Consider the following 25,709-nt stretch of genomic DNA (forward strand, 5'->3'; position numbering starts at 1 on the left):
TGCCACCTCATGAACACTGCCCGCAGACAGACATTCCTCAATCAGTGATTGTTTGAGCGATCGGTCGTACTTCGTCATTGAACACCCTCCGGCGAGGTCAGGTGTCCAACATTCGGGGGTCAGTTCAACGCCGACTCACTTTTTGGCAGTCGCCCCAAAAAGTAAGCAAAAAGGGCTTGCCCCTGCTTGGGCCCTCCGCTGCGCTACGGGTCCCCTCCTTCCGGCGCCGCTCAACGGGCAGACGGCACCCGCTATAGAAGCCTGCGGGTTACCGTCTCTGCGGCCTCGGCCCTTCGGGCAGCCCGTTGATCGACGCCTCCAGTCGGCCCGGGCGCTTTACGGGGCATACAATCAAGATCAAGAGCCAGATCACAAGCCAGATCACAAGCCAGATCACAAGCAGATCAACAGCCAGATCAAAAGCCTAAGCTACGGCGGGGGAGGTGGGCGGGTGTGGCGCGGGGGCAGAAACGAAACGTCGCCGCAGCCTGATGGCAGCGGCGACGCAGTTGCGGCGATAGTTACAGGATGCTGATCGGGTACGACACAATCACCCGGTTCTCGTTGAACTGGTTGGTGCCATAGTCACGACGCATGCTGGAGTTGCGCCACCGCAGGTTCAGGTCCTTGAGCGTGCCTTCCTGGAAGGTGTAGGCGATTTCCGATTCACGGCCCCACTCGCTGCCACCGTCGATGGTCGCGGTGTGGATGTTGTCACCGTGGATGTAACGGTTCATCAGGGTCAGGCCCGGGACGCCGACCGCGGCGAAGTTGTAGTCGTGACGCAGCTGCCAGGATTTTTCCTGCGCGTTGTCATAGCTGGAGTTGTAGCTGTCGTTCGCCAGGGTGCCGCCGCTGGTGCCATTGACGCGCATCCAGTTGCTGTCGCCGGTCAGCTTTTGCAGGCCGACGTAGAAGGTGCTGCCGCCATACTTGGCCGAGAGCATGGCCGAGTAGGTGTTGTTGTCCAGCTTGCCGTCCAGTGCGCTGCCGTCGTCGGAGCCGTGGAAGTAGCCCAGGTTGGCGCCCAGGGTCCAGGCACCGACGGGTTGCGAGTGGATCAACTGCAGGTATTGCTGGTGGTAGATGTCTTCCAGCTGCGAGTACCACACGCCCACCAGGGTGCGCTTGTCGTTGAAGGTGTACTCGGCACCGGCGAAGTTGAAGCGATCCGACTCGTGGCTGGTGTTGCCGGTCATCTGCATGGGCAGCATGCTGGCATCGTTACGTGGGCTGTTGTCACGGAACTGACCGCCGTACAGGGTCAGGTTGGTGATTTCCTTGGAAGTGACCTGCGCACCACGGAAGGTCTGTGGCAGCGAACGACCATCGTCCGAGCGCAGGATCGGCAGCACCGGCATCCACTCGCCCACTTTCAGTTCGGTGTTGGAAATCTTCGCTTTCAGCGCCACGCCCAGGCGGCCGAAGTTGTCCACCGCCTTGCCGCTGCTGTCCAGCGGCAGCAACTGGGTGCCGCTGGTGCCGCCACCGCCGTCGAGTTTCTGCGAGTAGGTGCCCAGCACGTCGACGCCGAAGCCGACTACGCCCTGGGTGAAGCCGGACTTGGCATCAAGAATGAAGTTCTGTGTCCACTCGGCCTGGGTGCCTTGCGCGGCGGCGCTGTCGGTGAAGTTGCGGCCGAAGTAGAAGTTGCGCAGGGTCAGGTTGACCTTGGCATCTTCGGCGAAACCGCCGGTGTCGGCTGCCATCACGGGCAGGGAAGAGCCGGCGACGGCCAGGGCGATCAGACTGCGGGTGTAGGACGAGCGAGTGATGGCTTTCATTATTGTTCTGGTCTCTCTAATTATTGGCAACAGGGCGCCGTCGCGACGGTTGTTCAGGTCGTCGTGATTCATGCAGTGCGTGGTGGTGCGGGAGTATCAGCCGGGAAGCGGAGAGAGGGTGTGCATGGTGGCGTTTCCTGTTGTTATTGTGTTTTTTGTATTCGGGATCTGGCGATTCCTTCACCTGTCCTGTTGAGCGGATGGTGCTTGGTCGCAAGGGGTGAATCAATCTGTCGCACCTGAAACGGGGCGATAAACGAACACTAACTAACTTGTTAGTTCTGTTCAAGTCCCCCCATTTTGTTAGCGCATGTGTTTTATAGCACTGATTCTGACAAAAATGACAGAAATTCATCAGTTGTCGTACATCTTTGCCGGGCCTTGGACGCGGCCTATGGCCGCTGCTACAGGGGCCTGCGTTACAGCAACTGTCTGTTGGGCACCTGTAGGAGCGGGCCGTGCCCGCGAAGCAGACGCCGCGCAGAGTTTCAGGCACTACGCGGTGAGGCCTTCGCGGCCGCAGGCCGCTCCTGCAGCGGGCCAGGGTGGCCCGAACCGCGATGCCGTAGCAGCTGCCGCAGGCGGCGTCTTGTATGCGCGGTGCAGACGACGCCGTTTCAAGACAGTTGCTGCTACGTGATCGTGGTCGGCCGCGAAATCTGCCTTCCAGGCACAAAAAAGCCCGCCGGGGAGGGCGGGCTTCTGGTGCTACCTGCAGCTATCAGCTTTTCGAAGCGTCTGGCTGGTCCTGCTTGGCCTGGGCATCACCCGACTGCTGGTACCAGCCGCCACCCAGTGCCTTGTACAGGTTGACCTCGCTGGTCAGCTGCGACAGGCGATCGCTGATGGCCGACTGCTGGGCGCTGAACAGCGAGCGCTGGGCGTCCAGGAAGGTCAGGTTGCTGTCCACGCCGATGCGGTAGCGGCGCTCGGCCAGGCGGTAGTAGTCCTGGTTGGCTTGCACCAGGTCTTTCTGCGCCTGCAGCTGCTCCTTGAAGGTCTTGCGCGCGGCCAGGCCATCGGCGACTTCCTGGAAGGCGGTCTGGATGGACTTTTCGTACGACGCGACGTTGATGTCCTTCTGGATCTTCGCGTAGTCCAGGCTGGCCTTCAGGCTGCCGGCGTTGAAGATCGGCAGGTTGATGGCCGGGGCGAACGTCCAGGCGCCCTGGCCGCCCTTGAACAGGTTGCCCAGCTGCGAGCTGGCGCTACCCGCCGAGGCGGTCAGGGTGATGCTTGGGAAGAACGCCGCGCGGGCTGCGCCGATGTTGGCGTTGGCCGCCTTCAGCGCGTGCTCGGCTTCAAGAATGTCCGGGCGGCGCTGCAGCAGGTCGGACGGCAGCCCGGCCGGTACTTCGGTCAGCAGGTCGCCATCAAGCGGCTGCGGCTTGGCCAGGTTGGCCGGCAGCGGGCCGCCCAGCAGCAGCACCAGGGCGTTTTCGTCCTGGGCTACCTGGCGTTGGTATTTGCTCAGGCTGACCTTGGCGGTTTCCACCGAGGTGCGCGCCTGGGCCAGGTCCAGCGCCGAGGACACGCCCACTTCGCTGCTGCGCGAGGTCAGGCGGTAGCTTTCCTGGTACGCCTTGAGGGTGTCTTCAGTCAGCTTCAGCAGGTTCTGGTCGGCCTGCCAGGTGTAGTAGGCGTTGGCAACGCTGGCCACCAGGCTGATCTGCGTGGAGCGCCGGGCTTCCTCGCTGGACAGGTAGGTTTCCAGGGCCTGTTGGCTCAGGCTGCGCACCCGGCCCCAGAGGTCCAGCTCGTACGAGCTGATGCCCAGGTTGGCGGTGTATTCGCCGCCCACCACGGCCTTGCCGGTGGAGCTCAAGTCGGCAGGGGTACGGGCACGGGTGCCGGTGGCGTTGGCGCTGACCGCCGGGAACAGGTCCGCACGCTGGATGCGGTACTGCGCCTGGTAGGCCTGCACGTTGAGGATGGCGACTTTCAGGTCACGGTTGTTGACCAGCGATGCCTGGATCAACTGCTGCAACGCCTGGTCATGGAAGAACTGCTGCCAGCCCTGCTCGGCGGCGGCCATGCTGGCTGCCTGGGCAGGCGAGTACGCCTGCCCTTGCGGGTACTGGGCCGGCACAGGCGCGGCCGGCTGCTTGTAATCCGGGATCAGCGAGCAACCGCTGAGGATGGCCGCGGCGACCGCGATGGACACTAGGGACTTGCTCATTGCCCAGCCTCGTTACGTGGAGTGTGGGTCGATTCGATCGACTCGTGCGACTCGTGCTCATCCTTCTTGCGTTTGTCGCCGAACAGCGCCGATACCGACACGAAGAACAGCGGTACCCAGAACAGTGCCAGGGTAGTGGCGGTGATCATGCCGCCGATCACGCCGGTACCGATGGCGTGCTGGCTGCCCGAACCGGCGCCGTGGGAGATGGCCAGTGGCACAACACCCAGGATGAACGCCAGGGACGTCATGATGATCGGGCGCAGACGCATCCGGCAAGCCTCGATGGCAGCCTCGGTGTACGTGCGGCCCTGCTCATGCAGTTCCTTGGCGAACTCGACGATCAGAATGGCGTTCTTCGCCGCCAGGCCCACCGTGGTCAACAGGCCCACCTGGAAGTAAACGTCGTTCGACAGGCCGCGCAGGCTGGTGGCCAGCAGCGCACCGATGATACCCAACGGCACCACCAGCATGACCGCGATCGGGATCGACCAGCTTTCATACAGGGCTGCCAGGCAGAGGAACACCATCAGCATGGAAATGGCGTACAGCGCCGGTGCCTGGGAACCCGACAGGCGTTCCTCGTAGCTCAGGCCGGTCCACGACAGGCCCACGCCCTTGGGCAGCTTGGCGGCGATGCGTTCCACTTCGGCCATGGCCTCACCGGTACTGTAGCCAGGCGCCGGCGAACCGAGAATCTCGATACCTTCAACGCCGTTGTAGCGGGCCAGCTTCGGCGAGCCGTAGATCCACTTGCCGCTGGCGAAGGCCGAGAACGGCACCATGGTGCCCGTGGCGTTGCGCACGTACCACTTGTTCAGGTCTTCAGGGGTCATGCGCGACTTGGCTTCACCCTGCACGTACACCTTCTTCACCCGACCGCGGTCGATGAAGTCGTTGACGTAGCTGCCACCCAACGCCACCGACAGGGTGGTGTTGATGTCGGCGATGGTCACGCCCTGGGCACTGGCGCGTTCGTCGTCGATTTCCAGCTGGAACTGCGGCTCGTCGTTCAGGCCGTTAGGACGGGTCTGCGTGAGGATCTTGCTTTGCGCGGCCATGCCCAGGAACTGGTTGCGCGCTTCCATCAGCTTGTCGTGGCCGATGCCGGCACGGTCCTGCAGGTAGATGTCGAAGCCGGTGGCGTTACCCAGCTCCAGTACCGCTGGCGGTACGAAGGCAAACACCATCGCGTCGCGCAGGCTGAAGAAGTGCTGTTGGGCACGGGCGGAGAGGGCGGCAGCGGTGTTGTCGCTGTTACGCTCGTCCCATGGCTTGAGCATGATGAACGCCATGCCCGAGCTCTGGCCGCGGCCGGCGAAGTTGAAGCCGTTCACGGTGAACACCGAGCTTACCGCGCCTTTCTCGTCGTCCAGCAGGTACTTGCGCATGTCGTCGATGACGGTCTGCGTGCGCTGGGCGGTGGAGCCTGGCGGGGTCTGTACCTGGGCGAAAATCACGCCCTGGTCTTCTTCAGGCAGGAACGAGGTAGGAATGCGCGTGAACAGCCACGCCATGCCCAGCACGATCAGCACGTAGGCCAGCAGGTACGGCACCTTGCGGCGCAGCACGTGGCCAACGCCTGCTTCGTACTTCTGCACGCCGCTGTCGAAGGTGCGGTTGAACCAGTTGAAGAAGCGACCGTGCTTGTGGTGATCCTCGCCCTTCTTGATAGGCGCAAGCATGGTGGCGCACAGCGCCGGGGTGAAGATCAGCGCGACCATTACCGACAGGGCCATGGCCGAGACGATGGTGATGGAGAACTGACGGTAGATCACACCGGTGGAACCGCCGAAGAATGCCATTGGCAGCAGTACCGCCGACAGCACCATGGCGATACCCACCAGGGCGCCCTGGATCTGGCCCATGGACTTCTTGGTGGCTTCCTTGGGTGACAGGCCTTCCTCAGCCATCACCCGCTCCACGTTTTCCACCACGACGATGGCGTCGTCCACCAGCAAGCCGATGGCCAGCACCATGCCGAACATGGTCAGGGTGTTGATGGTGAAACCGGCCGCGGCGAGGATACCGAAGGTACCCAGCAATACCACCGGCACCGTCATGGTGGTGATGATGGTGGCGCGGAAGTTCTGCAGGAACAGGTACATCACCAGGAACACGAGGATGATGGCCTCGACCAGGGTTTCCACCACGTTATGAATCGAGGTGGTCACCACTGGGGTGGTGTCGTACGGGAACACGGCCTTCACGCCAGGCGGGAAGAACGGCTGCAGGTCGTTGATGGTCTGTCGGATGGCCTTGGCGGTGTCCAGGGCGTTGGCGCCGGTGGCGAGCTTGATCGCCAGGCCCGAAGCCGGTGCACCGTTGAACTGCGCATCGATACTGTAGTTTTCACCACCCAGGCCTACTTCGGCGACATCGCCTACGCGCACCTGGGAACCGTCGGTGTTGACCTTCAGGAAGATGTTGCGGAACTGCTCGGCGGTCTGCAGGCGCGTCTTGCCGATGATGGTGGCGTTCAGCTCCTGGCCGGCCACGGCAGGCAAGCCGCCCAGCTGGCCGGACGAAACCTGTACGTTCTGCGCCGAGATGGCGGTGGAAACGTCGCCCGGGGTCAGCTGGTACTTGTTCAGCTTGGCCGGGTCCAGCCAGATACGCATGGCGTACTGGGCACCGAACACCTGGAAGTCACCCACGCCTGCGGTACGCGAGATGGGGTCCTGCATGTTGGAGACGATGTAGTTGCTCAGGTCGTCCTTGGTCATGCTGTTGTCGGTGGACACCAGGCCCACCACCATCAGGAAGTTCTTCACCGCCTTGGTCACGCGGATACCCTGTTGCTGCACTTCTTGCGGCAGCAGCGGGGTAGCCAGGTTCAGCTTGTTCTGCACCTGCACCTGGGCGATGTCAGGGTTGGTGCCCTGGTTGAAGGTGGCGGTGATGGTCATGCTGCCGTCGGAGTTACTTTCCGAGGCCACATAACGCAGGTTGTCGATACCGTTGAGCTGTTGCTCGATAACCTGCACCACGGTGTCCTGCACGGTCTGTGCAGAGGCGCCTGGGTAGGTTACCTGGATGGCGATGGCCGGTGGCGCGATCGCCGGGTATTGGTTGATCGGCAGGCTGAGGATCGATAGAGCACCGACCAGCATGATCACCAGGGCAATTACCCAGGCGAAAATCGGACGGTCGATAAAGAATTTCGACATGGTTTACTCCCCTTTGCCGCCTGCGGACGCATTGGTGGCGGGGGCAGGGTTTGCAGGTTTGACGTTGGTGGCTTCGGTCGCCTTGACCTCCACGCCTGGCTTCACGTACTGCAGGCCTTCGGTGATCACGCGGTCACCGGCTTTCAGGCCATCTTCCACCAGCCATTGGGTGCCAACAGTGCGGCTGGCCTTCAGCTCACGCAGCTCGACCTTGTTGTCGGCATTCACCACCAGTGCGGTCGGGGTGCCTTTCAGGTCGCGGGTCACGCCTTGTTGCGGCGCCAGGATGGCCTGGGCGGCAACGCCGGCTTCCAGCTGGGCGTGCACGAACATGCCGGGCAGCAGGGTGTGGTCGGGGTTGGCGAACACGGCGCGCAGGGTCACGGAACCGGTGGTTTCGTCGACCGACACTTCCGAGAACTCCAGCTTGCCTTCCTGGGCGTAGGTGCTGCCGTCTTCCAGGGTCAGCTTGACCTTGGCGGCGTTGTCACCGGCTTTCTGCAGGGCGCCGCTGGCCAATTCGCGGCGCAGCTTCAGAATTTCCGCCGAAGACTGAGTCACGTCAACGTAGATCGGGTCCAACTGCTGGATGGTCGCCATGGCGTCGGTCTGGCCGCTGGTGACCAGCGCGCCTTCGGTCACGCCCGAACGGCCGATGCGGCCAGTGATCGGTGCGTATACCTTGGTGTAGCGCATGTTGATTTGCGCGGTCATCAGCGCCGCTTCATTCTGCAGCTGGGTGGAACGTGCGTTGTCGTATTCCTGGCGGCTCACCGCCTGCTCGTTGATCAGCTGCTTGTAGCGGTCGGCCAGGGACTTGGACGACGCCAGGGTAGCCTGGGCGCTGGCCAGGGTGGCTTCGTACACCGACGGGTCGATCTGGTACAGCTGCTGGCCGGCCTTCACGTCCGAGCCTTCGACGAACAGGCGCTTGAGGATGATGCCATTCACCTGAGGACGGACTTCAGCCACGCGGAAAGCAGTGGTGCGGCCCGGCAGTTCGGAGGTCAGTGTGTAGGCTTGTGGTTGCAGGGTTACGACGCCGACCTGAGGAGTTTGTGGGGCGGGGGCCGCCTCTTCCTTTTTACAGCCGCTGAGCAAAGTGGCCAGGGCGACGGCGGAAACCAGAGCGGTAACAGCTGGCTTGAATTGCATGAAGATCCTCGGGTCAGGAGCACTGTGAATGCTCAAGAATAGTGGAATGGCAAAAAAGAGGTGCTACTAGATTAGTAGCTTACTAACGAATATACTTACATTCATGGTTGTTTGTAAACACCCGAAACGCCTGGAAATGGCCTTACGGGTACGATTCAGCAAGCGCGGTAGCAGGCACACAAACGCCGCACCGTCTCGACCCCGACTGCCGAACACAGCGGGGCCACCGAAAGAGGTTTTTACTGCCATGGTCCGACGTACTAAAGAGGAAGCCCAGGAGACGCGGAACCAGATCCTGGAAGCTGCCCAGAACGCGTTCTTCGAACGTGGCGTGGCGCGCACCACCCTGGCCGATATCGCGGCGCTGGCGGGCGTGACCCGCGGTGCCATCTATTGGCACTTCAGCAACAAGGCTGACCTGGTGCAGGCGATGCTCGACTCCCTCCATGAACCGTTGGACGAACTGGCGCGCGCCAGCGAAAGTGAAGAGGAACTTGACCCGTTGGGCTGCATGCACAAGTTGCTGGTGCACCTGTTCCGGCAAGTGGCGCTGGACCCCAGCACGCGGCGCATCAACGAGATCATGTTTCATAAGTGCGAGTTCACCGACGAAATGTGCGACATTCGGCGCCAGCGGCAAGCCGCCAGCCTGGACTGCAACGTGCGCATTGATCTGTCCCTGCGCAATGCGGTAAAGCGTGGGCAGTTGCCCGACAACCTTGATACCGCTCGCGCTGCGGTGGCCTTGCATGCCTATGTAGATGGCATGTTGGCGCAATGGTTGTTGGTCCCCGAGAGTTTCGACCTTGATCTGCAGGCCGAAAAATGGGTAGACGCATGTTTCGATATGCTGCGCTTGAGCCCGGCGCTGCGCAAATGAAAGTATGATTCCAGTTGTATCAACGTATAAGCTGATAGCAGAATTAATAATAATTGGCTGTGTGCCATTATCCATGTTCAGAGCGGGTTTGGATAGTTAGCCGGCTAAGTATTTTGTGCTTTTTGCGCCGAGCGTGTGAATGACTTCGCAGACCAACCTGCTGAACGGCAATGATCAACCCCTCAAGGGCATTGGTCTCATCTGCCTGTCCGTACTTTTATTTGCAAGCCACGACGCCCTGTCGAAATTCCTCTCCGGTATCTATCCGATTGTCATGGTGGTGTGGGCCCGTTATGTGGTGCACACCTTATTGATGCTGGTGGTGTTTGTGCCGCGCACTGGCCTTTCCAGCGTTATTCGTACCAAGCGTCCCGGCCTGCAACTGGTGCGCGCCTTGTGCCTGATAGGCACCAGCCTGCTGTTTACCACTGGCCTGCGTTATATCCCGTTGGCGGAAGCCACTTCGGTCAACTTCCTTGCGCCGTTGCTGGTCACTGCCCTGTCGGTGGTTATATTGGGCGAGCAGGTTACCCGTGGCCAATGGTGCGCAGTGCTGGCCGGTTTTGTCGGGGTATTGATAGTGGTGCGCCCGGGCGGTGAGCTGTTCACGCCGGCCATTCTTTACCCGCTGGGTTCGGCGTTGTGCTTTGGTTTCTACCAGCTGATCACGCGCAAACTCAGCAACATCGACAGCCCCACCACCAGCAACTTCCTGGCAGGCATATTCAACAGCCTTATCATGTCAGCTTTATTGCCGTTCTTCTGGGTGCGCCCCGATTGGCTGCACGCGGTGTTCATGATCGGCCTGGGCACCTGCGGCATGCTCGGCCACCTGTTGCTGACCCAGGCGTTTCGCCACGCGGCGCCGGCCATGCTGGCACCGTTCAGTTACGGGCAAATCCTGTTTGCCGGCATCTATGGCTACCTGATCTTTGATCACACCCCCGATGCCTGGGCGCTGACCGGCATTGCCGTCATCTGCCTCAGTGGCCTGGCGGTGGCCTGGACGCAACGCAAACGCTGAATCGGCGGCTACGCTCTGTTGGCAATTACAACAACAAGAGGTGTGGCCCATGAAGGACATTGCGCGCAGGTGCTGGGCGCTGGTGCTGTTGGCGGTGCTGTCGCCGGTGGTGCTGGCCGCCACCAACGACGATGCCAAAGAGGCGGCGGCAGCCAAGGCGCTGCTGGAAAAGGCCTTGGCGTACTACCACGACAATGGCGACAAGGCCTTCGCGGCGTTCAGCCGCCAGGGGCAGTTCATCGACGGCGACCGCTACGTGTTCGTGGTCGACACCCAGGGCGTGATGCTCGCCAGCGGCGGCCCTTCGGCGGCGCTGATTGGTCGTAACGTCAACGACGTCATCGGCCCCGACCTGCAGCAGGCGTTCAAGCAGGCGGTGAATATTCCCGAGGCCAACGGCATCCAGCAGACCGAGTACAAATGGCAGAACTGGCAGGACGGCCGCGTAGAGCGCAAGCGGGTGTTCTACCAGCGCATCGGCAACCGCATCCTTGCCGTGGGCTACTACCTGCCGCGCGCCTCGCCGCAACAGGCCCAGGCGTTGCTGGACAAGGCAGTTACGGCTATCAGGAACGACCAGAAACAGGCCGTGCAGGACATCAACAACCTCAAGGGCGGCTTCCTGCAGGATGACCTGTACGTGTTCGTCGTCGACCTCAACAGCCACCGCTACGTGGCCCATGGTACCAACCAGCGGCTGGTGGGCGTCGACTTCACCACCGTGCGCGACCCCGACGGCAAGCCGGTGGGCGAGCCTATCCTGGCGATGATGGCCAAGCAGGACAGCGGCGAATATGACTACCGCTGGCGCAACCCGGTGACCAGCCATGTCGAAGACAAGCACGTGTATGTGCGCAAGGTGGGGCTGGTGATGGTTGCGGTGGGTTACTACAGCCGCTGAACTGCATCATCCAGTGTCGCCTACAAGTGTGGGAGCTGGCTTGCCAGCGAGCTGTTGAGGCCCCAAAAACTCGCTGGCAAGCCAGCTCCCACAAATACAGATACTGCTGTACCAGCGTTACCGCCCGCGCAAGATGGCGTTGGGCATTGCCAGCGCTGCCGCCAGGCCCAGCACCGACACAGCGGCGCTACCCAGCAACAACACCCGGAACGTCTCCAGCAACTGGCCGCGCAAGGCCTCCTGGGCCGCGCCGCTGCTGGCGTGCAGGCTGGCCAGCAAGGCATCGCCCGAGGCGCCGTCGGGGCCCAGGTCCAGCCCATGCAGCAACGCCAGCAACAACGCCGACATGCACGCCACACCCATGGCGCCGCCCAGGGAACGGAACAGGTTGGTGGTGCTGGTGCCCACGCCAATGTCCTTCTGCTGCACTGCGTTCTGTGCGCCCACCAGCGAGGTAGGGAATTGCAGGCCGGCGCCGAAGCCGGTCAGCAGCATGAATGCGCCGCTGAGCAGCAGCCAGTCCGGCGGGGTGAAGGCCAGCCCCAGGATACCCAGGGGTATCAGCACCGCGCCGGTCAGGATCACCGGCTTGTAGTAGCCGGTGCGCGCCGTGGTGCGGCCGCCCAGGAAGGCGCCGATGGGCAGGCCGATGGCCAGCGGCAGCACGTCCAGTGCCGCGCTGTCGGCGCCGGCACCGGTCACGGCCTGGAAGCGCAGCGGTATCAGCACTGACAGCGAAATGGCTTGGAATGAAGTGAAGAACACCGTGCACCAGCACAGCACCGCCGGCCGAATGGCAAACAGGTGCATGGGCAGCAACGGCTCCGGCGCGCGCCGCTCGTGGCGCACGAACAGGCTCAGCGCCACCACCGCCAGCAGCAGCGTGCCCCACACGGGCGCCTCGCCCAGACTGCGGCCCTGGCCCAGCTCGGTGATGCCCAGCAGCAGCGACGTCAGGCCGACGATCATCAACATCGTGCCCAGGTAGTCGATCACCGGTTGCCGACGGTTCACCACCAGGCCCCGCAGCACATGGCGTGCGTACAGCCAAGCGCCAAGGCCCAGCGGCAGGTTCAGCAGGAAAATCCAGCGCCACGACAGGTACTCGGTCATGTAGCCGCCCAGTACCGGCCCGGCGACGCTGGCCGCCGCGTACATGCTGCTGAAGTAGCCCTGGTAGCGCCCGCGTTCACGCGGCGGGACGAAATCGCCGATGATTGCCTGGCTTACCGAGACCATGCCGCCAGCGCCTATGCCCTGGATGATGCGCGCCAGCACCAGTTGCTCCATGCTCTGGGCCATGGCGCAGAACAGCGAGGCGCCGGTGAACAGCCCCAGGCCGATGAGAATCATGCGCCGGCGGCCGTACAGGTCGCCGAACTTGCCATAAATGGGTACGGCCACGGTCATCGCCACCATATAGCCGGAGATGACCCAGGCCAGCAGGTTGACGTCGTGGAACTGGGCGGAAATGGCCGGCATCGACACGGCGACGATGGTCTGGTCGAGGGCGCCAAGAAAGATCGCCAGCATCAATGAAATGAGGATGCTGCGCAGGGCAGGTTGGGGATGATTGAGGTTGGTCACGGGGCAGGCCTGCAAGGCAGAGAAACCCCGGCGGCACCGGGGGGAAAGTCCCCCCAGTCTACTAGATAGCTAGCTATGTGTTCTATTCGATTGTTTCATAGGGCAAACCGACGTAGTTCTCGGCGATAGTCTTGCGCCCGGCTTCGGAGCCCACGTAGTAGTCCAGTTCGGTCTGCTGGATGCGCTGGCTGAAGTCGTCGGTGTCAGGGAATTTGTGCAGCACCGAGGTCATCCACCAGCTGAAGCGCTCGGCCTTCCACACCCGGCGCAGGCACACTTCCGAGTACTTGGCCAACAGGTCGGTGCGGCCCTCGCCGTAGACCTTGCAGAGAATGTCGAACAGCGTGCTGACATCGCTGGCGGCCAGGTTCAGGCCCTTGGCGCCGGTGGGCGGAACGATGTGCGCGGCGTCGCCGACCAGGAACATGCGCCCGTACTGCATGGGCTCCACCACAAAGCTGCGCAGTGGCGCGATGCTTTTCTCGATGGACGGGCCAGTCACCAGGCGCTCGGCCAGGTCGGCGGGCAGGCGCGCCTTCAGCTCATTCCAGAAGCGCTCGTCGGACCAATCCTCGACCTTCTCCTCGGCGCTGACCTGCACGTAATAGCGGGTGCGGGTTTCCGAGCGCATGCTGCACAGGGCGAAGCCGCGTTCGTGGTTGGCGTACACCAGTTCTTCGTTGACCGGTGGGGTATCGGCGAGGATGCCCAGCCAACCGAATGGGTACACGCGTTCGAAGGTCTTGATCGAATCGGCGGGGATGGATTGCCGCGCCACGCCGTGGAAGCCGTCGCAGCCGGCAATGTAATCGCAGTCCAGGCGGTGCACCTGACCGTCTTTTTCATACGTCAGGTACGGCGCCTCGCCCTTCATGTCGTGGGGGCGCACGTTGCTGGCTTCGTAGATGGTCTGTGCGCCACAGGCCTGGCGGGCGGCCATCAGGTCGCGGGTGACTTCGGTCTGGCCGTAGATCATCACGGTCTTGCCGCCGGTCAGGGTCTTGAGGTCGATGTGCGCGCGGCGGCCGTTGAAGGCCAGTTCGAAGCCGGTGTGCACCAGGCCTTCGGCGTCCATGCGGGCGCTGACGCCGGCCTTGCGCAGCAGGTCGACCATGCCTTGCTCAAGCACGCCGGCACGGATGCGGCTGAGCACGTAATCGGGGGATTGGCGTTCGACGACCACGTTGTCGATGCCGGCCTTGTGCAGCAATTGGCCGAGCAGGAGGCCGGAGGGACCGGCGCCGATAATGGCGACTTGAGTCTTCATTGTTATCATCCCAGGCAAGGTTCGCAGGGCCCGAGGGCGGCTTGCGAAGTGTTTTTATGATTGGAGTGCCTGCATTTTTCGCTTCAAACGCCGGGTCAGGAAGGTGAAAACCGCGCGTTATTTTGTACTTTTCGCTAATCGGTGCGATTATCGAGTGAAATCCGCGTCCTGGAGTGCGTCACGATGTCACGGCCTGCCGCGCCACCTATTCCGGTGTTCAAACTCTACGGCGAGGGTCAGGACTGGCTAACGCCCGACCTGCTGCACTGCGAAACCATCCCCAAGCGCAGCCGCCTGTACCACTGGGAAATCCAGCCGCACCGCCACGCCGACCTGTGCCAGTTGCTGTACGTGCATGCCGGGCAGGCCGAGATCGAGGTAGAAGGCCAGCGCCGCCTTATCGCCGAAGCCACCTTGCAGGTGGTACCACCGCTGTACGTACATGGCTTTCGCTTTTCAGAGGACATCGACGGCCACGTCATTACCCTGGCGGCGCCCTTGGTCAGTGAGCTGAAAACCCTGCTGGGGGCGGCGGGGGAGGTGCTGATGGCGCCGGCTACATTCGCGGCGGGCGCAGATAGCGGCTACCTCAACACCCTGGTGTCGGCGCTGCAGCGCGAGTACGCCGAAGACCACCCGGGGCGCGACCTGGCCCTGCATTCGTTGATCAACATGATTGTGGTGTGGGTCAGCCGGCAAATGATTCAGCGCAGCCGTGCCGGGCAATCGGTGGAACGTGGGCGGGAGTATTTCAACGGCTTCACGCGGCTGGTGGAAGCGCGGTTTCGCCAGCAGCCCAGCGTCGAGGGGCTGGCCCATGCCGCCGGCCTTTCCGTGGCGCACCTGAACAATGTGTGCCGCGAGCTGGCGGGGCAGTCGGCGCTGCAGATCATTCACCAGCGGTTGTTGCTGGAGGCCAAGCGCAACCTGATCTACACCAGCATGACCGTCAGCCAGGTGTCGGACAGCCTGGGCTTCACTGACCCTGCCTATTTCTCGCGCTTCTTCCGGCGCCTCGCGGGGGTGTCACCGCGGGCGTTTCGCCAGGCGGACAGCCTGCCTGCCGACCTCAGCGCAATGCGTTGAAGGCGCCGGAGTGGGGCAGGCACATGGTGGTGCTGCAACTCAATTCCATGCGCGGTGCGTTGCGCGCCTGCTCCACTCGCCAGGCGGCAGTCGCGTACAGGGCTGCGGCGAGAATGATCAGGAAGGTCATCAGGTAGTTTCTTGTTGTAATGATCATGACGCTCACCTTGGCATTAAGGGAGGTGTGTTCATTAACAAGTCTAGACCAGGTTTTCGCCCTGCAATGTGTTTGCACAGGGTACGGATTTCTGTCAATAGTGATACGAAATGTTTCGTTATCAGACGCCGGTTTTTTACTTCAAAAAGGAATTGATTTGTAGTTATTTCATTATAAAACAATATCTTATGTTGTCTGATAACTTAAAACTTAATGTGTTACTTTAAATTGACACAGCACATGACTCTCTGGAACTATCAACTCATGGCTATGGGCCTTCTTTGGTAGCCATCCACGAGTACAGGTTTTCTCGAAACCCGCGTCCCATCTAGTCCCAGAGCGCCTCTGTGCGGTAGCTTTGACCCGCGCGCCCGGGCTCGTTCGCTGCAACCTTGCATACCTTTGGACATATTTAGCGCCGCCAGTTCTCTGACGGTTCGCTGGTGTTCGTCCGGCATTTCTCAATAACAATTTCCCTCAACGGATGCATGCGTGCGCTCGGCGCCGTCCCATGCAAAGGGGTCACATCATGTATGGAAAATACCTAGAAACTTCCACCGGTTGCGTAGTGGGTGGTGCCGGGCCGGCGGGCATGGGCTTGCTGTTCAACGCCGTGCGCACAGGCGCTATCGCCGAATTGGCGCAATACGGGTTGATCATTGTCGATGCCAGCGTAACGCCGGGTATCGGCCGCCTGGGCGAGTACCAGATCACCGCCAACTCGGTGGGCGACGTGTTCCTTGACTGCCTGCGTGACCCGGCCATGGCTGAAGTTTTCGCGCCATTGCAGGCATCGCCGGCGTACTGGCGCATCCGCAACCAGGCGCAGGAAGCCCCGCTGCTGTCGCAGGTGGGTGAGTTGCTGCTGGAAGCTTCGCAATTGGTGCTGGACCACATCGTGGCGCGCTACAGCGTGCAGTTGTGGAGTGAAACGTTGATCACCGAAGTGATTTGCGACCACGACGAGTACCACATCTGGGTTGAACACCGTGGCCAGAAACAACGCATCCGTGCCCGGTCGCTGGTGCTCAACCTGGGTGGGCGCCAGGATCCGGAGTGCCTGTTGAACAGCCTTCGGGGGCAAGGCCTGGCCGTGCCGCCGGCCAAGGCGATCCATAGCGCCGACAGCCTCCTGCGCCTGTCGCCCCAGGCGCTGCGCGACACTTTCGCGCCGACGGTGGAGCAGCACGGCAGCTTCACCGTTATCGGCGGTTCCCATAGTGCGTTCTCGATGCTGGAGAACATTGCCGTGGCGCTGGAGCCGATCGGCCTGCAGCAGGTCAACCTGATCCATCGTTCGGCCATCCGGCTGTTCTACGAGAGTGCAGACCAGGCCCGCGCCAACGGCTATGCGTTCGACCCGGTCGCCGACGTCTGCCCCATCTCCGGGCGGGTGAACCGCTCGGGTGGCCTGCGCTACCGTGCCCTGACGGTCGGGCGCGAGGTGCTGGAGCGCGGTATGGTGGGCGGCACCTCGGTGCGTGCCCGCCTGTTGCGCACCGATGGCAGCGACCCGCAGCAATTGCTGGCGGCCAGCGACGTGCTGCGCAGCGCCGCCGTGGTGATGCAATGCACCGGCTACCAGCCGCTGCTGCCACGGCTGCGCTATAGCGACGGCACGGCTGTGCAATTGCGCCAGGTGACCGGTGGCCTGGATTCGGACCCCAGCGGTTGCCCCTGCGATGTGGCCGGCCGACGCCTGCATGGCCTGCACCTGTTCGGGCTGGGTTCGGGGCTGGGGGTTGATCCGTTGCTGGGCAGCGAGCCGTCGTTCAGTGGGCGTATCTATGGGGTATGGCAGTTCCACCATGATGCCAGTCGCGTGGTGATCGATGCGGTGCTGCAGCGCCTGGCCGACCTGGCCAGCCCGCCGGTGGCGGTGGTGCATGGGGAGTTGGAGTTAGTCAGTGGTTGGCCCGAGCGTTCACCGGGTAGTGGGTGGGCGGAAGCGGCATCGTGAAAAAAGGGCGAACCCAAGCGGGTTCGCCCTTTTTTTTGGGTCTTGCGCACGACCCGCCGTAAGGGCGGAAAGGTGATTCAGCAGCACTGTTGATAATAGATGTGCTCACGATCCTGCTTTTGAGATTCTGAACATATCCATTTTCGCGGCGAGACCACCGACCGTTTCGGCCTTACGCCGACTCACTTTTTTTCAGACGCCAAAAAAAGTAAGCAAAAAACGCTTGCCCCTGCTTGGGCCCTACGCTGCGCTACGGGTCCCCTCCTTCCGGCGCCGCTCATCGGGCAGACGGCACCCGCTATAGAAGCCTGCGGGTTACCGTCTCTTCGGCCTACGGCCTCGGCCCTTCGGGCAGCCCGTTGATCGACGCCTCCAGTCGGCCCGGGCGCTTTACGGGGCATACAATCAAGATCAACAGCCAGATCAACAGCAGATCACAAGCAGATCAACAGCAGATCAACAGCAGATCAAGATCGAGATCTGCTTCCAGATTAATGGCTAGCGCTGCGTTGCCTGGCGCGCCAGCCAATCGATGAACGCCACCGTACCTTCGCTAGCGCTGCTGCGCGGCGGCTGTACCAGGTAGTAAGCCAGCCCTGTGCGCACTTTCAGGTCGAACGGCATGGCCAGCCGCTGCTGGGCCAGGTCTTCGGCAATCAGCGACCAGTCACCGATGGCCACGCCGGTGCCCTGGGTGGCCACCGACATGGCCAGGTCCAGGGTCTCGAAATGCTGGCCCTGGCTCAGGTTGGGCAAGCTCACGCCGGCGCCGGCCAGCCAGGTTTCCCAGTCTTCTTCGTCACGGGTGGGGTGCAGCAACATGTGCTGCGCAAGGTCTGCGGGTTGCTTGAGCGGCAGCGCCCCGGCCAGCAGCGCCGGGGCGCACACCGGGGTCAGCAGTTCGTCGAACAGGTGCCGTGGCTTTTGCCCGGCGGCAGGTTCCGGCCCGTAGATGATGGCCGCCTCGAAGCTTTCGTGGCGGAAGTCCACGCCATGCTGAACGGTGGTGGTCAGCTCCACCGGAATGTCCGGGCGCTCGGCCTGCCAGCGCATCAGCCGTGGCCACAGCCAGCGCATCACGCAGGTTGGCGCCTTGAGCTGCAGCGCCTGGCGCTGGCCGCTGGCGGCCTGCACGGCTTCCTCGATCAGGCCGAACACCTGCTGGATGCGCGGGAACAGTTCGCGGCCTTGTTGGGTGAGGCTCAGCCCGCGGGCCTGGCGCATGAACAGCGGGTAGCCCAGGTGGCTCTCAAGCCCGGCTATCTGCCGGCTCACCGCGCCTTGGGTGATGTGCAACTGCTGGGCAGCGCGGGTGAAGTTGCAGCATTGCGCGGTTACCAGGAAGGTGTGCAGTGCGGGCAGCGGGGGCAGGCGTTTCATCAGCTTCAGCCATGATATGGGGACATGGCTAGTATGACTATATTTGCCTTGTGCGCACCAGCCGCCAACCGCTGAAATGCCGCCTGTTTACCGAACAATCAACAGGCGATGAAACAATGGCGACGTGCGGCGAAGTGTTGGTCAAACTCCTCGAAGGCTATGGCGTGGAACAGGTCTTCGGTATTCCCGGGGTGCATACCGTGGAGCTGTACCGCGGCTTGGCGCGCTCGCCTATCGAGCACGTCACGCCGCGCCACGAGCAGGGCGCCGGCTTCATGGCCGACGGCTATGCCCGCACCCGTGGCAGGCCGGGCGTGTGTTTCATCATCACCGGGCCGGGGATGACCAACATCACCACTGCCATGGGCCAGGCCTACGCCGACTCGATCCCCATGCTGGTGATTTCCAGCGTGCAGGCGCGCGGCCAATTGGGCGGCGGGCGCGGCAAACTGCATGAGTTGCCGAACCAGAGCGCACTGGTGGCCGGTGTCTGTGCGTTTTCCCACACCCTGATGGCTGCGGCCGACCTGCCGGCCGTACTGGCGCGTGCCTTTGCCGTGTTCGACGGCGCCCGGCCGCGGCCGGTGCACATCGAAATTCCCCTGGACGTGCTGGTTGAAGACGCCGACGCGCTGCTGGGCAGCGAACCGGTGCGGGTTCAGCGCGCCGGTGCCGCGCCGCAGGCGGTGGCGCAGATGGCGCAGTGGCTGCGCCAGGCGCGGCGGCCATTGATACTGGCGGGCGGTGGCGCCGTCGACTCAGCGCCGGCGCTGGCGCTGCTGGCCGAACGCTTGCAGGCGCCGCTGGCCATGACCATCAACGCCAAGGGCCTGCTGCCGGCCGGCCACCCGCTGCAGATCGGCTCGACGCAGTCGTTGCCGGCGACTCGCGAGCTGATCGACGAAGCCGACGTGGTACTGGCCATCGGCACCGAGCTGGCGGAAACCGACTACGACATCACCTTCAAGGGCGCTTTCCGCATTCCCGGCACCCTGCTGCGGGTGGACATCGACCCCGACCAGACCGTGCGCAACTTCCTGCCGAAAGTGGCCCTGGTGGCCGACGCCAGCAGTGCCGCCCAGGCCTTGCTGGCCGCCCTGGATGTCGGTTTCCTGCCACCACGCGACCCGCAGTGGGGCGCCGCCCGTGCCAGCCAATTGCGTGCAACCCTGGCCGCCGAGTGGGACGCGCCTACCCGCGCCCAGACGCTGATGCTCGAGACCTTGCTGCAAGTGCTGCCAGACGCGGTGCTGGTGGGCGACTCCACGCAACCGGTGTACACCGGCAACCTGACCCTGGACATGCACCGCCCGCGCCGCTGGTTCAACGCGTCCACCGGCTACGGCACCTTGGGCTACGCCTTGCCGGCCGCCATGGGCGCCTGGCTGGGCGGCGCGGGCAAGCGTGAGCAGCGCCCGCCGGTGGTGTGCCTGATCGGCGACGGTGGCGTGCAGTTCACCCTGCCGGAGCTGGCCAGCGCTGTGGAAGCGCGCATCCCGGTGATCGTGCTGCTGTGGAATAACCAGGGCTATGAAGAGATCAAGAAATACATGGTCAACCGCGCCATCGAGCCGGTGGGTGTCGACATTCACACCCCTGACTTCATCGCCATCGCCCGCGCGATGGGCTGCCATGCCCAGGCCGCCAACAACGTGCAGGCCCTGCGCGAGGCGCTGCACGGCGCCGTCGAGCGCAGCGTGCCGACCCTGATCGAAATTGACCAAACTACCTGGATGAGCGAATTCCACCCATGCTGAATTTCCCGCACCACCTCGCAGGCCTTTACATCGATGGCCAGTGGAGCCACGGCCCCCAAGCCCTGCCGGTGATTAACCCGGCCAACGAAACCTTACTGGCCCAGGTCGATGGCGCCGATGCAAGCGCCGTCGACCTGGCAGTGGCCGCCGCCCACCGCGCTTTTGCCCAGTGGGCCAAGACCAGCGGCTGCGAGCGCGCCGGGTATTTGCGTGCCATCGCCGCCGGCGTGACGGCCCAGCGCGAGCGGCTGATGCAGTTGCAGGCGTGCAACAACGGCAAACCGCTGTTCGAAGCCGGTATCGACGTGGACGACGTGATCGCTACCTTCACCTATTACGCCGAACTGGCCGATGGCCTCGACGCGCGTCTGGACAGCCCCGTGCCGCTGCCCACCGACGAGTTCAGCGCCCGGGTGCGCCGCGAACCGTGCGGTGTGGTTGGCCTGATTGTGCCGTGGAACTTCCCCATGGTCACCACCGCGTGGAAGCTGGCGCCCGCGTTGGCCGCAGGCTGCTGCGTGGTGTTGAAACCGTCGGAAGTGACGCCGCTGGCCGAGCTGGAGTTGGCGCGCATCATCGCTGAGTGCGGGCTGCCCCAGGGTGTGTTCAACCTGGTGTGCGGCACCGGCCTGGCGGTGGGCGCGCCCATGGCCACGCATCGGCGCATCGCCAAGGTGTCCTTCACCGGCAGCAACGCCGTGGGCGTGCAGGTGATGCAGCGCGCCGCCGAGACGGTAAAGGGCGTCAGCCTGGAATTGGGCGGCAAGTCGGCGCTGCTGGTGCTGGAAGACGCCGACCTGGAACTGGCGGTGGAGCTGGCCAGTGGCGGCGGCTATTTCAACGCCGGGCAGATGTGCTCGGCCACCAGCCGCGTGCTGGTGGCGCGGCCGCTGTACGCCGAGTTCGTGCAGCGCCTGCAGGCCCGCGCCGAAGCCATCGTGCAGGGCGACCCCTTTGAACCGGGCACCGAGATGGGGGCGCTGGTCAACCGCGCACAGTACGAGCGGGTGCTGGGGCATATCGAAGCCGGCATCGCGGCAGGCGCTACCCTGGTGACCGGTGGCTCACGCCCGGCGGCGCTGCCTGCAGGCTTCTTCGTGCAACCGACGGTGTTCACTGACGTGCCGCTGGACAGCGCCCTGTGGAACGAGGAAATTTTCGGCCCGGTGCTGTGCGTACGCGCGTTCGACAGCGAGGCGCAGGCCATCGAGCTGGCCAACGACAGCGACTTCGGCCTGGTGGCCAGCATCATCAGCGCCGACGTGGCGCGGGCCGAGCAGGTGGCCAACGCGTTGCAGGCCGGGCTGGTATGGATCAACGCGCCGCAGGTGATCTTCCCGCAGACCGCCTGGGGCGGCTACAAGCAGAGCAGCCTGGGCCGCGAGCTGGGGCCGTGGGGGTTGCAGGCGTTCCAGGAGATCAAGCACGTAGTACGCGCCAGGTAATCTTGCGTGGGCGCCGGCTGAGGTCAGCCAGCGCCCACGGGTCACACGGTCATGCGCAGCCGTTGCAGGTCGCGAGCGGGCGGGGCGCCGAACAGCCGGCTGTATTCGCGGCTGAACTGCGAGGCGCTTTCGTAGCCCACGCGGTAGCCGGCGGCGCAGGCGTCCAGCCCGTCGGTCAGCATCAGCCGGCGGGCTTCCTGTAGCCGCAGCAGCTTCTGGTACTGCAAGGGGCTCATGGAGGTCATGGCCTTGAAGCGGTGATGCAGGGTGGACACGCTCAGGTTCACCTCGCGGGCCAGGTCTTCCATGCGCAACGGTTGGTCGAAATGGCTGTTCAGCCAGTCGATGGCCTGGGTCACGCGGTGCATCTGGCTGTTGCTCACGGCAATCTCGTAAAGCCGATGGCCCTGCGGGCTGCGCAGCAGGCGATAGAGAATTTCCCGGCGTACCAGCGGCGCCAGCATGGCGATGTCCCGCGGGGTCTCCAGCAGCCGTACCAGCCGTACCACGGCGTCCAGCAGCGGCGCATCCAGTTGCTCTACATACAGGCCGCGTGCGGTGGGGCGCGCGGGCACGCCCGTAGGGCCGGCGGCGGCAATCAGCGCGTTGATCTCGGCCGGGTCGATGTCCAGCCGCAACGACAGGCACGGGCTTTGCGGCGAGGCTTCCAGAATGGCGCCGCTGACCGGCATGGCCACTGACACCACCATGTAGTTGAGCGGGTCGTACAGGTAGTCTTCATCGCCCAGGCGCACGCGCTTGCTGCCGTTGGCCAGGATGCACAGGGCCGGGCGCATCAACTGCGGGAACGATTGGCTGCACTGTTCCGAGCGGCTGAGAAACAGCGCCGGTATGGCCGATTCAAAGCTGCCGTTGCCGGCGATGTGCCGGTCGATCAGGTCGGCAAGGGTGGCGCGCTGGCTTTCCATGAAAGGGTCCAGCTGCGCGTGAAGACGCTCGAAATCGGTCATGGCGAAGCCTCGGTAGGCGGATGCAGCGAGGATAGTTTTGTGCAAGAAGAACCGCCAGTCCAATCCTGCGGCATGCTTGCCTGATCCTGCCGATGTTTCCGAACGGGCCCGCTGCCATGGGCGTGGTTGCTGGGCGCCGGCGGTCAGGCTGACCAGCGCTGGCACCTGGCCTTTTTCGCAGGCCTGCAGGATCAGGCAAGGCTTGAGCAGGAATCGGCTAACGCTGGCTGGTGGCAGCGCTTAATCTCTGTTGCCGTACCACCAGTATCAGCCGACTACGGAGAGACATCCCATGTCACTACCCACCCCCGTCAGCCATTGCGCTTTCATTCGTGCCCGCGCCGGGCGTTCGGCCGAGCTGGGCCAGCGCCTGGAGCGTTTGCTTGCACCGTCGCGCCACACCCCGGGCTGCCTGCATTTTGCCCTGCAGCATTCCCAATGCGATGACGACCTGTGGTTGATCAGCGGTTTCTGGGCTAGCCAGCAGGCCATGGCCATCTGGTTCGATTCGCCGGTGATGCAGGTGTTCGATGCGCTGGTGAACGACATGCTGGTCACCAGCCTGGACTTCCATACCTTCAGCGACGTGGACAGCCGCAGCACTTGCGCGGTGCACAAACTGGCGAGTTGAGGCGCTAGAATGCCCGGCTTCAATAACCGCCGGGGCACTGAGAATGGCACGCAAAGAGTTTCAACACTTCGAGGCCGTTTCGGCCGTGGTACCGGGCGAGGGCGGCTACAGTGCAGCCATTGCCGTGAAGGCGCTGGGCGCCGGTGGCGCGCCGCGCTTCCACAAGATCCTGCCAGGCAACACTTTCGCCACCGCCACCAGCGCTGACCAGGCCGCCTGCGACGAGCTGGAAAAGCTTGCCGGCGTGGACGCCGACGGCGAGCTGGTGTGGTAACGACCTACTGCGGGCGGTACATCTTGAACAGGGCCTCCGGGCCCAGCTGGAAGTAGTCGGCCGGGCCGCCGCCACGCAGAATGGGCTGGGCGGCGGCGGTGTCGTAGATACCGTCCTTGAGCAGCCATTTGGCGATATGCACCGCCACCACTTCACCCAGAATCAGCCAGCTGGGCACCACCTGCTTGTCGGCCCGTTGCAGCTGGATGATCTGCGTGACTTTGCACTCGAACGACACCGGGCTTTCCTGCACCCGTGGCACCGCAATCACCTTTGAGGCCACCGGCGTCAGGCCGCTCAAGCTGAATTCGTCCACTTCCGGCGCCACGGCGGCGCAGCTCTGGTTCATCTGCTCGGCTAGCGGCCGGGTGGCCAGGTTCCAGGCGAACTCGCCGGTTTTCTCGATGTTGTTGAGGCTGTCCTTGCGGCCAACGCTTGAGAAACCGATGATCGGCGGGATGTAGTTGAAGGCGTTGAAGAAGCTGTAGGGCGCCAGGTTCAGGCGCCCTTGCTCGTCCTGGGACGAGATCCAGCCAATGGGTCGTGGCCCGACGATGGCGTTGAACGGGTCGTGGGGCAGGCCGTGGCCCTGGGAGGGTTCGTAGTAGTGGATGTCGTCGGGCATTGCACGATCCTGGTGGCGGGATGAGGGCGACCAGTGTGCCGCCCTCACGCCCGATACCACAACGGGTCAATCGGTTTCGATGCGCGAATGGGTGCGGGTGTCTTTCATGAATACGTACACCAGCAGCGAACAGGCAATGCACGCCGTCACGTACCAGTAGTAGCCGCTTTCCATGCCGATGCTCTTGAACCACAGTGCGATGAACTCGGCGGTGCCGCCGAATATCGACACGGTCAGGGCATACGGCAGGCCTACGCCCAGCGCGCGAATCTCGGTGGGGAATAATTCAGCCTTCACCACCGCGTTGATCGAGGTGTAGCCGCTGACGATGATCAATGCCGCCATGATCAGGAAGAACGCGCCCCACCAGGTTTCGATGGTGTGCAGGGTGGTGAGGATCGGCACGGTGCACAGGGTGCCCAGCACGCCGAAGGCGATCAGGATGGGCCGGCGGCCGATCTTGTCCGACAGTGCGCCGATCACCGGTTGCAGGCACATGAACAGGAACAGCGTGGCAGCCGAGATCATGGTCGAGTCGGTCTTGCTCATGCCCACGGTGTTCACCAGGTACTTCTGCATGTACGTGGTGTAGGTGTAGAACGCCAGGGTACCGCCCATGGTCAGGCCGACTACGGTCAGCAGTTCCTTGGGGTGGCGCATCAGGGTGCGCATCAGGCTTTCCTTGGGCGCTTCCTTCTTTTGGCTGAACGAGGCGGTTTCTTCCATGCCGCGGCGCAGCCACAGGGCGACCACCGCGCACAGCGCGCCGATCACGAACGGCACGCGCCAGCCCCAGGCCAGCAGCTGCTCTTCGGTGAGCGTCTGTTGCAGCACGATCAACACTGCCAGGGCGATGAGCTGGCCCGAGATCAGGGTCACGTACTGGAAGCTGGAAAAGAACCCGCGACGCTCCTTGGTCGCCATTTCGCTGAGGTAGGTGGCGGAGGTGCCGTACTCACCGCCCACCGACAGCCCCTGCAAGAGCCGCGCGAACACCAGCAGGATCGGCGCGCCGACGCCGATGGTTTCGTAGCCGGGGGTGAGGGCGATGATCAGCGAGCCGAAGCACATGAGCAACACCGAGGCCATCAGCGCCGCCTTGCGGCCCTTGCGGTCGGCGTACAGGCCCATCAGCCAGCCGCCGATGGGGCGCATCAGGAAGCCCACGGCGAAAATCGCGGCGGTGTTGAGCAGTTGCGCGGTGAGGTCGTTCTTGGGGAAGAACACCTGGGCGAAGTACAGGGAGAACGCGGCGTACACGTACCAGTCGTACCATTCGACCATGTTGCCCACCGAGCCGCTGAAGATCGATTTCAGCCGGCTGGACGTGGTTTTCGGGGCGGCCTGCGCGCCCGCGGGCAGGCTTGGGGAGATTTCCATGCTGGTTCCTTCTCGTTGTTGTTGTGTGGCAGCGAACCGCGTGCCTTGAGAAGGGCTGTAGCAGGGGGCGTGCCAGGTTGCAGAGGCACGTTCCAG

20 protein-coding genes are annotated in these 25,709 nt (G+C 63.3%); 9 read left to right on the forward strand and 11 right to left on the reverse strand.

Going from position 1 to position 25,709, the window contains the following annotated elements; translation table 11 throughout:
• Nucleotides 1-521: 521 nt before the first annotated feature.
• From AC0SZ7_RS25190 to AC0SZ7_RS25205, 4 genes are all read right to left on the reverse strand, one after another.
• Nucleotides 522-1,784 carry an OprD family porin gene (locus AC0SZ7_RS25190; RefSeq protein WP_475506925.1) on the reverse strand — a complete coding sequence of 421 codons (1,263 nt, stop codon included), beginning with the start codon at nt 1,782-1,784 and terminating at the stop codon, nt 522-524.
• A gap of 721 nt (nt 1,785-2,505) precedes the next feature.
• Entirely contained in the window at nt 2,506-3,963 is a 1,458-nt protein-coding gene (adeC, locus tag AC0SZ7_RS25195) for an AdeC/AdeK/OprM family multidrug efflux complex outer membrane factor (protein WP_475506926.1), read from the reverse strand.
• Complete coding sequence (locus tag AC0SZ7_RS25200; protein ID WP_475506927.1) at nt 3,960-7,133, reverse strand: efflux RND transporter permease subunit; 3,174 nt, start codon at nt 7,131-7,133, stop codon at nt 3,960-3,962. Before AC0SZ7_RS25200 ends, adeC begins: the two co-directional genes overlap by 4 nt.
• Nucleotides 7,134-7,136: 3 nt before the next feature.
• The gene (locus AC0SZ7_RS25205; protein ID WP_475506928.1) at nt 7,137-8,288 is read right to left on the reverse strand and encodes an efflux RND transporter periplasmic adaptor subunit; all 1,152 of its coding nucleotides are present in this window, start codon (nt 8,286-8,288) and stop codon (nt 7,137-7,139) included.
• Between the two features lie 247 nt (nt 8,289-8,535).
• Between AC0SZ7_RS25205 and AC0SZ7_RS25210 the strand changes: the two genes are divergently transcribed.
• The 3 genes from AC0SZ7_RS25210 to AC0SZ7_RS25220 all read left to right on the forward strand — a co-directional run bounded on the left by AC0SZ7_RS25210 (nt 8,536) and on the right by AC0SZ7_RS25220 (nt 11,093).
• Entirely contained in the window at nt 8,536-9,168 is a 633-nt protein-coding gene (locus AC0SZ7_RS25210) for a TetR family transcriptional regulator (RefSeq protein WP_475506929.1), read from the forward strand.
• A gap of 139 nt (nt 9,169-9,307) precedes the next feature.
• The gene (locus AC0SZ7_RS25215; RefSeq protein ID WP_475506930.1) at nt 9,308-10,192 is read left to right on the forward strand and encodes a DMT family transporter; all 885 of its coding nucleotides are present in this window, start codon (nt 9,308-9,310) and stop codon (nt 10,190-10,192) included.
• Nucleotides 10,193-10,241: 49 nt separating this feature from the next.
• The gene (locus AC0SZ7_RS25220; RefSeq protein WP_475506931.1) at nt 10,242-11,093 is read left to right on the forward strand and encodes a cache domain-containing protein; all 852 of its coding nucleotides are present in this window, start codon (nt 10,242-10,244) and stop codon (nt 11,091-11,093) included.
• A 117-nt stretch (nt 11,094-11,210) separates the two neighbouring features.
• Here AC0SZ7_RS25220 and AC0SZ7_RS25225 read toward each other — a convergent pair whose 3' ends face one another.
• The gene (locus AC0SZ7_RS25225) at nt 11,211-12,680 is read right to left on the reverse strand and encodes an MDR family MFS transporter (protein ID WP_475506932.1); all 1,470 of its coding nucleotides are present in this window, start codon (nt 12,678-12,680) and stop codon (nt 11,211-11,213) included.
• Nucleotides 12,681-12,762: 82 nt separating this feature from the next.
• Entirely contained in the window at nt 12,763-13,947 is a 1,185-nt protein-coding gene (pobA, locus tag AC0SZ7_RS25230) for a 4-hydroxybenzoate 3-monooxygenase (RefSeq protein ID WP_475506933.1), read from the reverse strand.
• A gap of 183 nt (nt 13,948-14,130) precedes the next feature.
• On the opposite strand from pobA, the gene AC0SZ7_RS25235 reads away from it, so the two are divergent.
• Nucleotides 14,131-15,033 (forward strand): helix-turn-helix domain-containing protein, encoded by a 903-nt coding sequence (locus tag AC0SZ7_RS25235; RefSeq protein WP_475506934.1) that lies wholly within the window; start codon nt 14,131-14,133, stop codon nt 15,031-15,033.
• On the opposite strand, the gene AC0SZ7_RS25240 is transcribed toward AC0SZ7_RS25235, so the two are convergent.
• Nucleotides 15,017-15,190, reverse strand: coding sequence for a hypothetical protein (locus AC0SZ7_RS25240; RefSeq protein WP_475506935.1), 174 nt, complete (start codon nt 15,188-15,190; stop codon nt 15,017-15,019). The genes AC0SZ7_RS25235 and AC0SZ7_RS25240 overlap by 17 nt on opposite strands.
• Before the next feature lie 529 nt (nt 15,191-15,719).
• Between AC0SZ7_RS25240 and AC0SZ7_RS25245 the strand changes: the two genes are divergently transcribed.
• Nucleotides 15,720-17,150, forward strand: coding sequence for a pyridine nucleotide-disulfide oxidoreductase (locus AC0SZ7_RS25245; RefSeq protein WP_475506936.1), 1,431 nt, complete (start codon nt 15,720-15,722; stop codon nt 17,148-17,150).
• Nucleotides 17,151-17,648: 498 nt separating this feature from the next.
• On the opposite strand, the gene AC0SZ7_RS25250 is transcribed toward AC0SZ7_RS25245, so the two are convergent.
• On the reverse strand, nt 17,649-18,530 hold the full coding sequence (locus AC0SZ7_RS25250; RefSeq protein WP_475506937.1) for a LysR substrate-binding domain-containing protein: 882 nt from the start codon (nt 18,528-18,530) through the stop codon (nt 17,649-17,651).
• 116 nt (nt 18,531-18,646) lie between these two features.
• Here AC0SZ7_RS25250 and AC0SZ7_RS25255 point away from each other — a divergent pair, with 116 nt between their 5' ends.
• Together AC0SZ7_RS25255 and AC0SZ7_RS25260 are read left to right on the forward strand one after the other, a co-directional pair.
• Nucleotides 18,647-20,287: a 5-guanidino-2-oxopentanoate decarboxylase gene (locus tag AC0SZ7_RS25255; RefSeq protein WP_475506938.1), complete on the forward strand. Its 1,641-nt coding sequence runs from the start codon at nt 18,647-18,649 to the stop codon at nt 20,285-20,287.
• Complete coding sequence (locus AC0SZ7_RS25260; RefSeq protein WP_475507045.1) at nt 20,284-21,732, forward strand: aldehyde dehydrogenase family protein; 1,449 nt, start codon at nt 20,284-20,286, stop codon at nt 21,730-21,732. Before AC0SZ7_RS25255 ends, AC0SZ7_RS25260 begins: the two co-directional genes overlap by 4 nt.
• Nucleotides 21,733-21,773: 41 nt before the next feature.
• Here the strand turns inward: AC0SZ7_RS25260 and AC0SZ7_RS25265 are convergent, their stop codons facing one another.
• Nucleotides 21,774-22,703 carry an AraC family transcriptional regulator gene (locus AC0SZ7_RS25265; RefSeq protein ID WP_475506939.1) on the reverse strand — a complete coding sequence of 310 codons (930 nt, stop codon included), beginning with the start codon at nt 22,701-22,703 and terminating at the stop codon, nt 21,774-21,776.
• A 292-nt stretch (nt 22,704-22,995) separates the two neighbouring features.
• Between AC0SZ7_RS25265 and AC0SZ7_RS25270 the strand changes: the two genes are divergently transcribed.
• Together AC0SZ7_RS25270 and AC0SZ7_RS25275 are read left to right on the forward strand one after the other, a co-directional pair.
• Nucleotides 22,996-23,334: an antibiotic biosynthesis monooxygenase family protein gene (locus AC0SZ7_RS25270; protein WP_475506940.1), complete on the forward strand. Its 339-nt coding sequence runs from the start codon at nt 22,996-22,998 to the stop codon at nt 23,332-23,334.
• Between the two features lie 43 nt (nt 23,335-23,377).
• Nucleotides 23,378-23,608, forward strand: a complete 231-nt coding sequence (locus tag AC0SZ7_RS25275) for a hypothetical protein (protein WP_475506941.1) — start codon at nt 23,378-23,380, stop codon at nt 23,606-23,608.
• Nucleotides 23,609-23,612: 4 nt separating this feature from the next.
• Here AC0SZ7_RS25275 and AC0SZ7_RS25280 read toward each other — a convergent pair whose 3' ends face one another.
• Both AC0SZ7_RS25280 and AC0SZ7_RS25285 read right to left on the reverse strand, forming a co-directional pair.
• Nucleotides 23,613-24,233 (reverse strand): flavin reductase family protein, encoded by a 621-nt coding sequence (locus AC0SZ7_RS25280; protein WP_475506942.1) that lies wholly within the window; start codon nt 24,231-24,233, stop codon nt 23,613-23,615.
• Nucleotides 24,234-24,299: 66 nt separating this feature from the next.
• On the reverse strand, nt 24,300-25,613 hold the full coding sequence (locus AC0SZ7_RS25285; RefSeq protein ID WP_475506943.1) for an MFS transporter: 1,314 nt from the start codon (nt 25,611-25,613) through the stop codon (nt 24,300-24,302).
• Between the last annotated feature and the right edge of the window lie 96 nt (nt 25,614-25,709).

The organism is Pseudomonas sp. JC1203, from assembly GCF_056175065.1.

Coding starts and splice junctions, on each gene's coding strand:
- AC0SZ7_RS25190 (WP_475506925.1), bottom strand. CDS start 1,784: ATGAAAGCCATCACTCGCTCGTCCTACACCCGCAGTCTGATCGCCCTG.
- AC0SZ7_RS25240 (WP_475506935.1), bottom strand. CDS start 15,190: ATGATCATTACAACAAGAAACTACCTGATGACCTTCCTGATCATTCTC.
- pobA (WP_475506933.1), bottom strand. CDS start 13,947: ATGAAGACTCAAGTCGCCATTATCGGCGCCGGTCCCTCCGGCCTCCTG.
- AC0SZ7_RS25205 (WP_475506928.1), bottom strand. CDS start 8,288: ATGCAATTCAAGCCAGCTGTTACCGCTCTGGTTTCCGCCGTCGCCCTG.
- AC0SZ7_RS25235 (WP_475506934.1), top strand. CDS start 14,131: ATGTCACGGCCTGCCGCGCCACCTATTCCGGTGTTCAAACTCTACGGC.
- AC0SZ7_RS25250 (WP_475506937.1), bottom strand. CDS start 18,530: ATGAAACGCCTGCCCCCGCTGCCCGCACTGCACACCTTCCTGGTAACC.
- AC0SZ7_RS25210 (WP_475506929.1), top strand. CDS start 8,536: ATGGTCCGACGTACTAAAGAGGAAGCCCAGGAGACGCGGAACCAGATC.
- AC0SZ7_RS25220 (WP_475506931.1), top strand. CDS start 10,242: ATGAAGGACATTGCGCGCAGGTGCTGGGCGCTGGTGCTGTTGGCGGTG.
- AC0SZ7_RS25215 (WP_475506930.1), top strand. CDS start 9,308: ATGACTTCGCAGACCAACCTGCTGAACGGCAATGATCAACCCCTCAAG.
- AC0SZ7_RS25285 (WP_475506943.1), bottom strand. CDS start 25,613: ATGGAAATCTCCCCAAGCCTGCCCGCGGGCGCGCAGGCCGCCCCGAAA.
- AC0SZ7_RS25200 (WP_475506927.1), bottom strand. CDS start 7,133: ATGTCGAAATTCTTTATCGACCGTCCGATTTTCGCCTGGGTAATTGCC.
- adeC (WP_475506926.1), bottom strand. CDS start 3,963: ATGAGCAAGTCCCTAGTGTCCATCGCGGTCGCCGCGGCCATCCTCAGC.
- AC0SZ7_RS25245 (WP_475506936.1), top strand. CDS start 15,720: ATGTATGGAAAATACCTAGAAACTTCCACCGGTTGCGTAGTGGGTGGT.
- AC0SZ7_RS25275 (WP_475506941.1), top strand. CDS start 23,378: ATGGCACGCAAAGAGTTTCAACACTTCGAGGCCGTTTCGGCCGTGGTA.
- AC0SZ7_RS25270 (WP_475506940.1), top strand. CDS start 22,996: ATGTCACTACCCACCCCCGTCAGCCATTGCGCTTTCATTCGTGCCCGC.
- AC0SZ7_RS25255 (WP_475506938.1), top strand. CDS start 18,647: ATGGCGACGTGCGGCGAAGTGTTGGTCAAACTCCTCGAAGGCTATGGC.
- AC0SZ7_RS25280 (WP_475506942.1), bottom strand. CDS start 24,233: ATGCCCGACGACATCCACTACTACGAACCCTCCCAGGGCCACGGCCTG.
- AC0SZ7_RS25265 (WP_475506939.1), bottom strand. CDS start 22,703: ATGACCGATTTCGAGCGTCTTCACGCGCAGCTGGACCCTTTCATGGAA.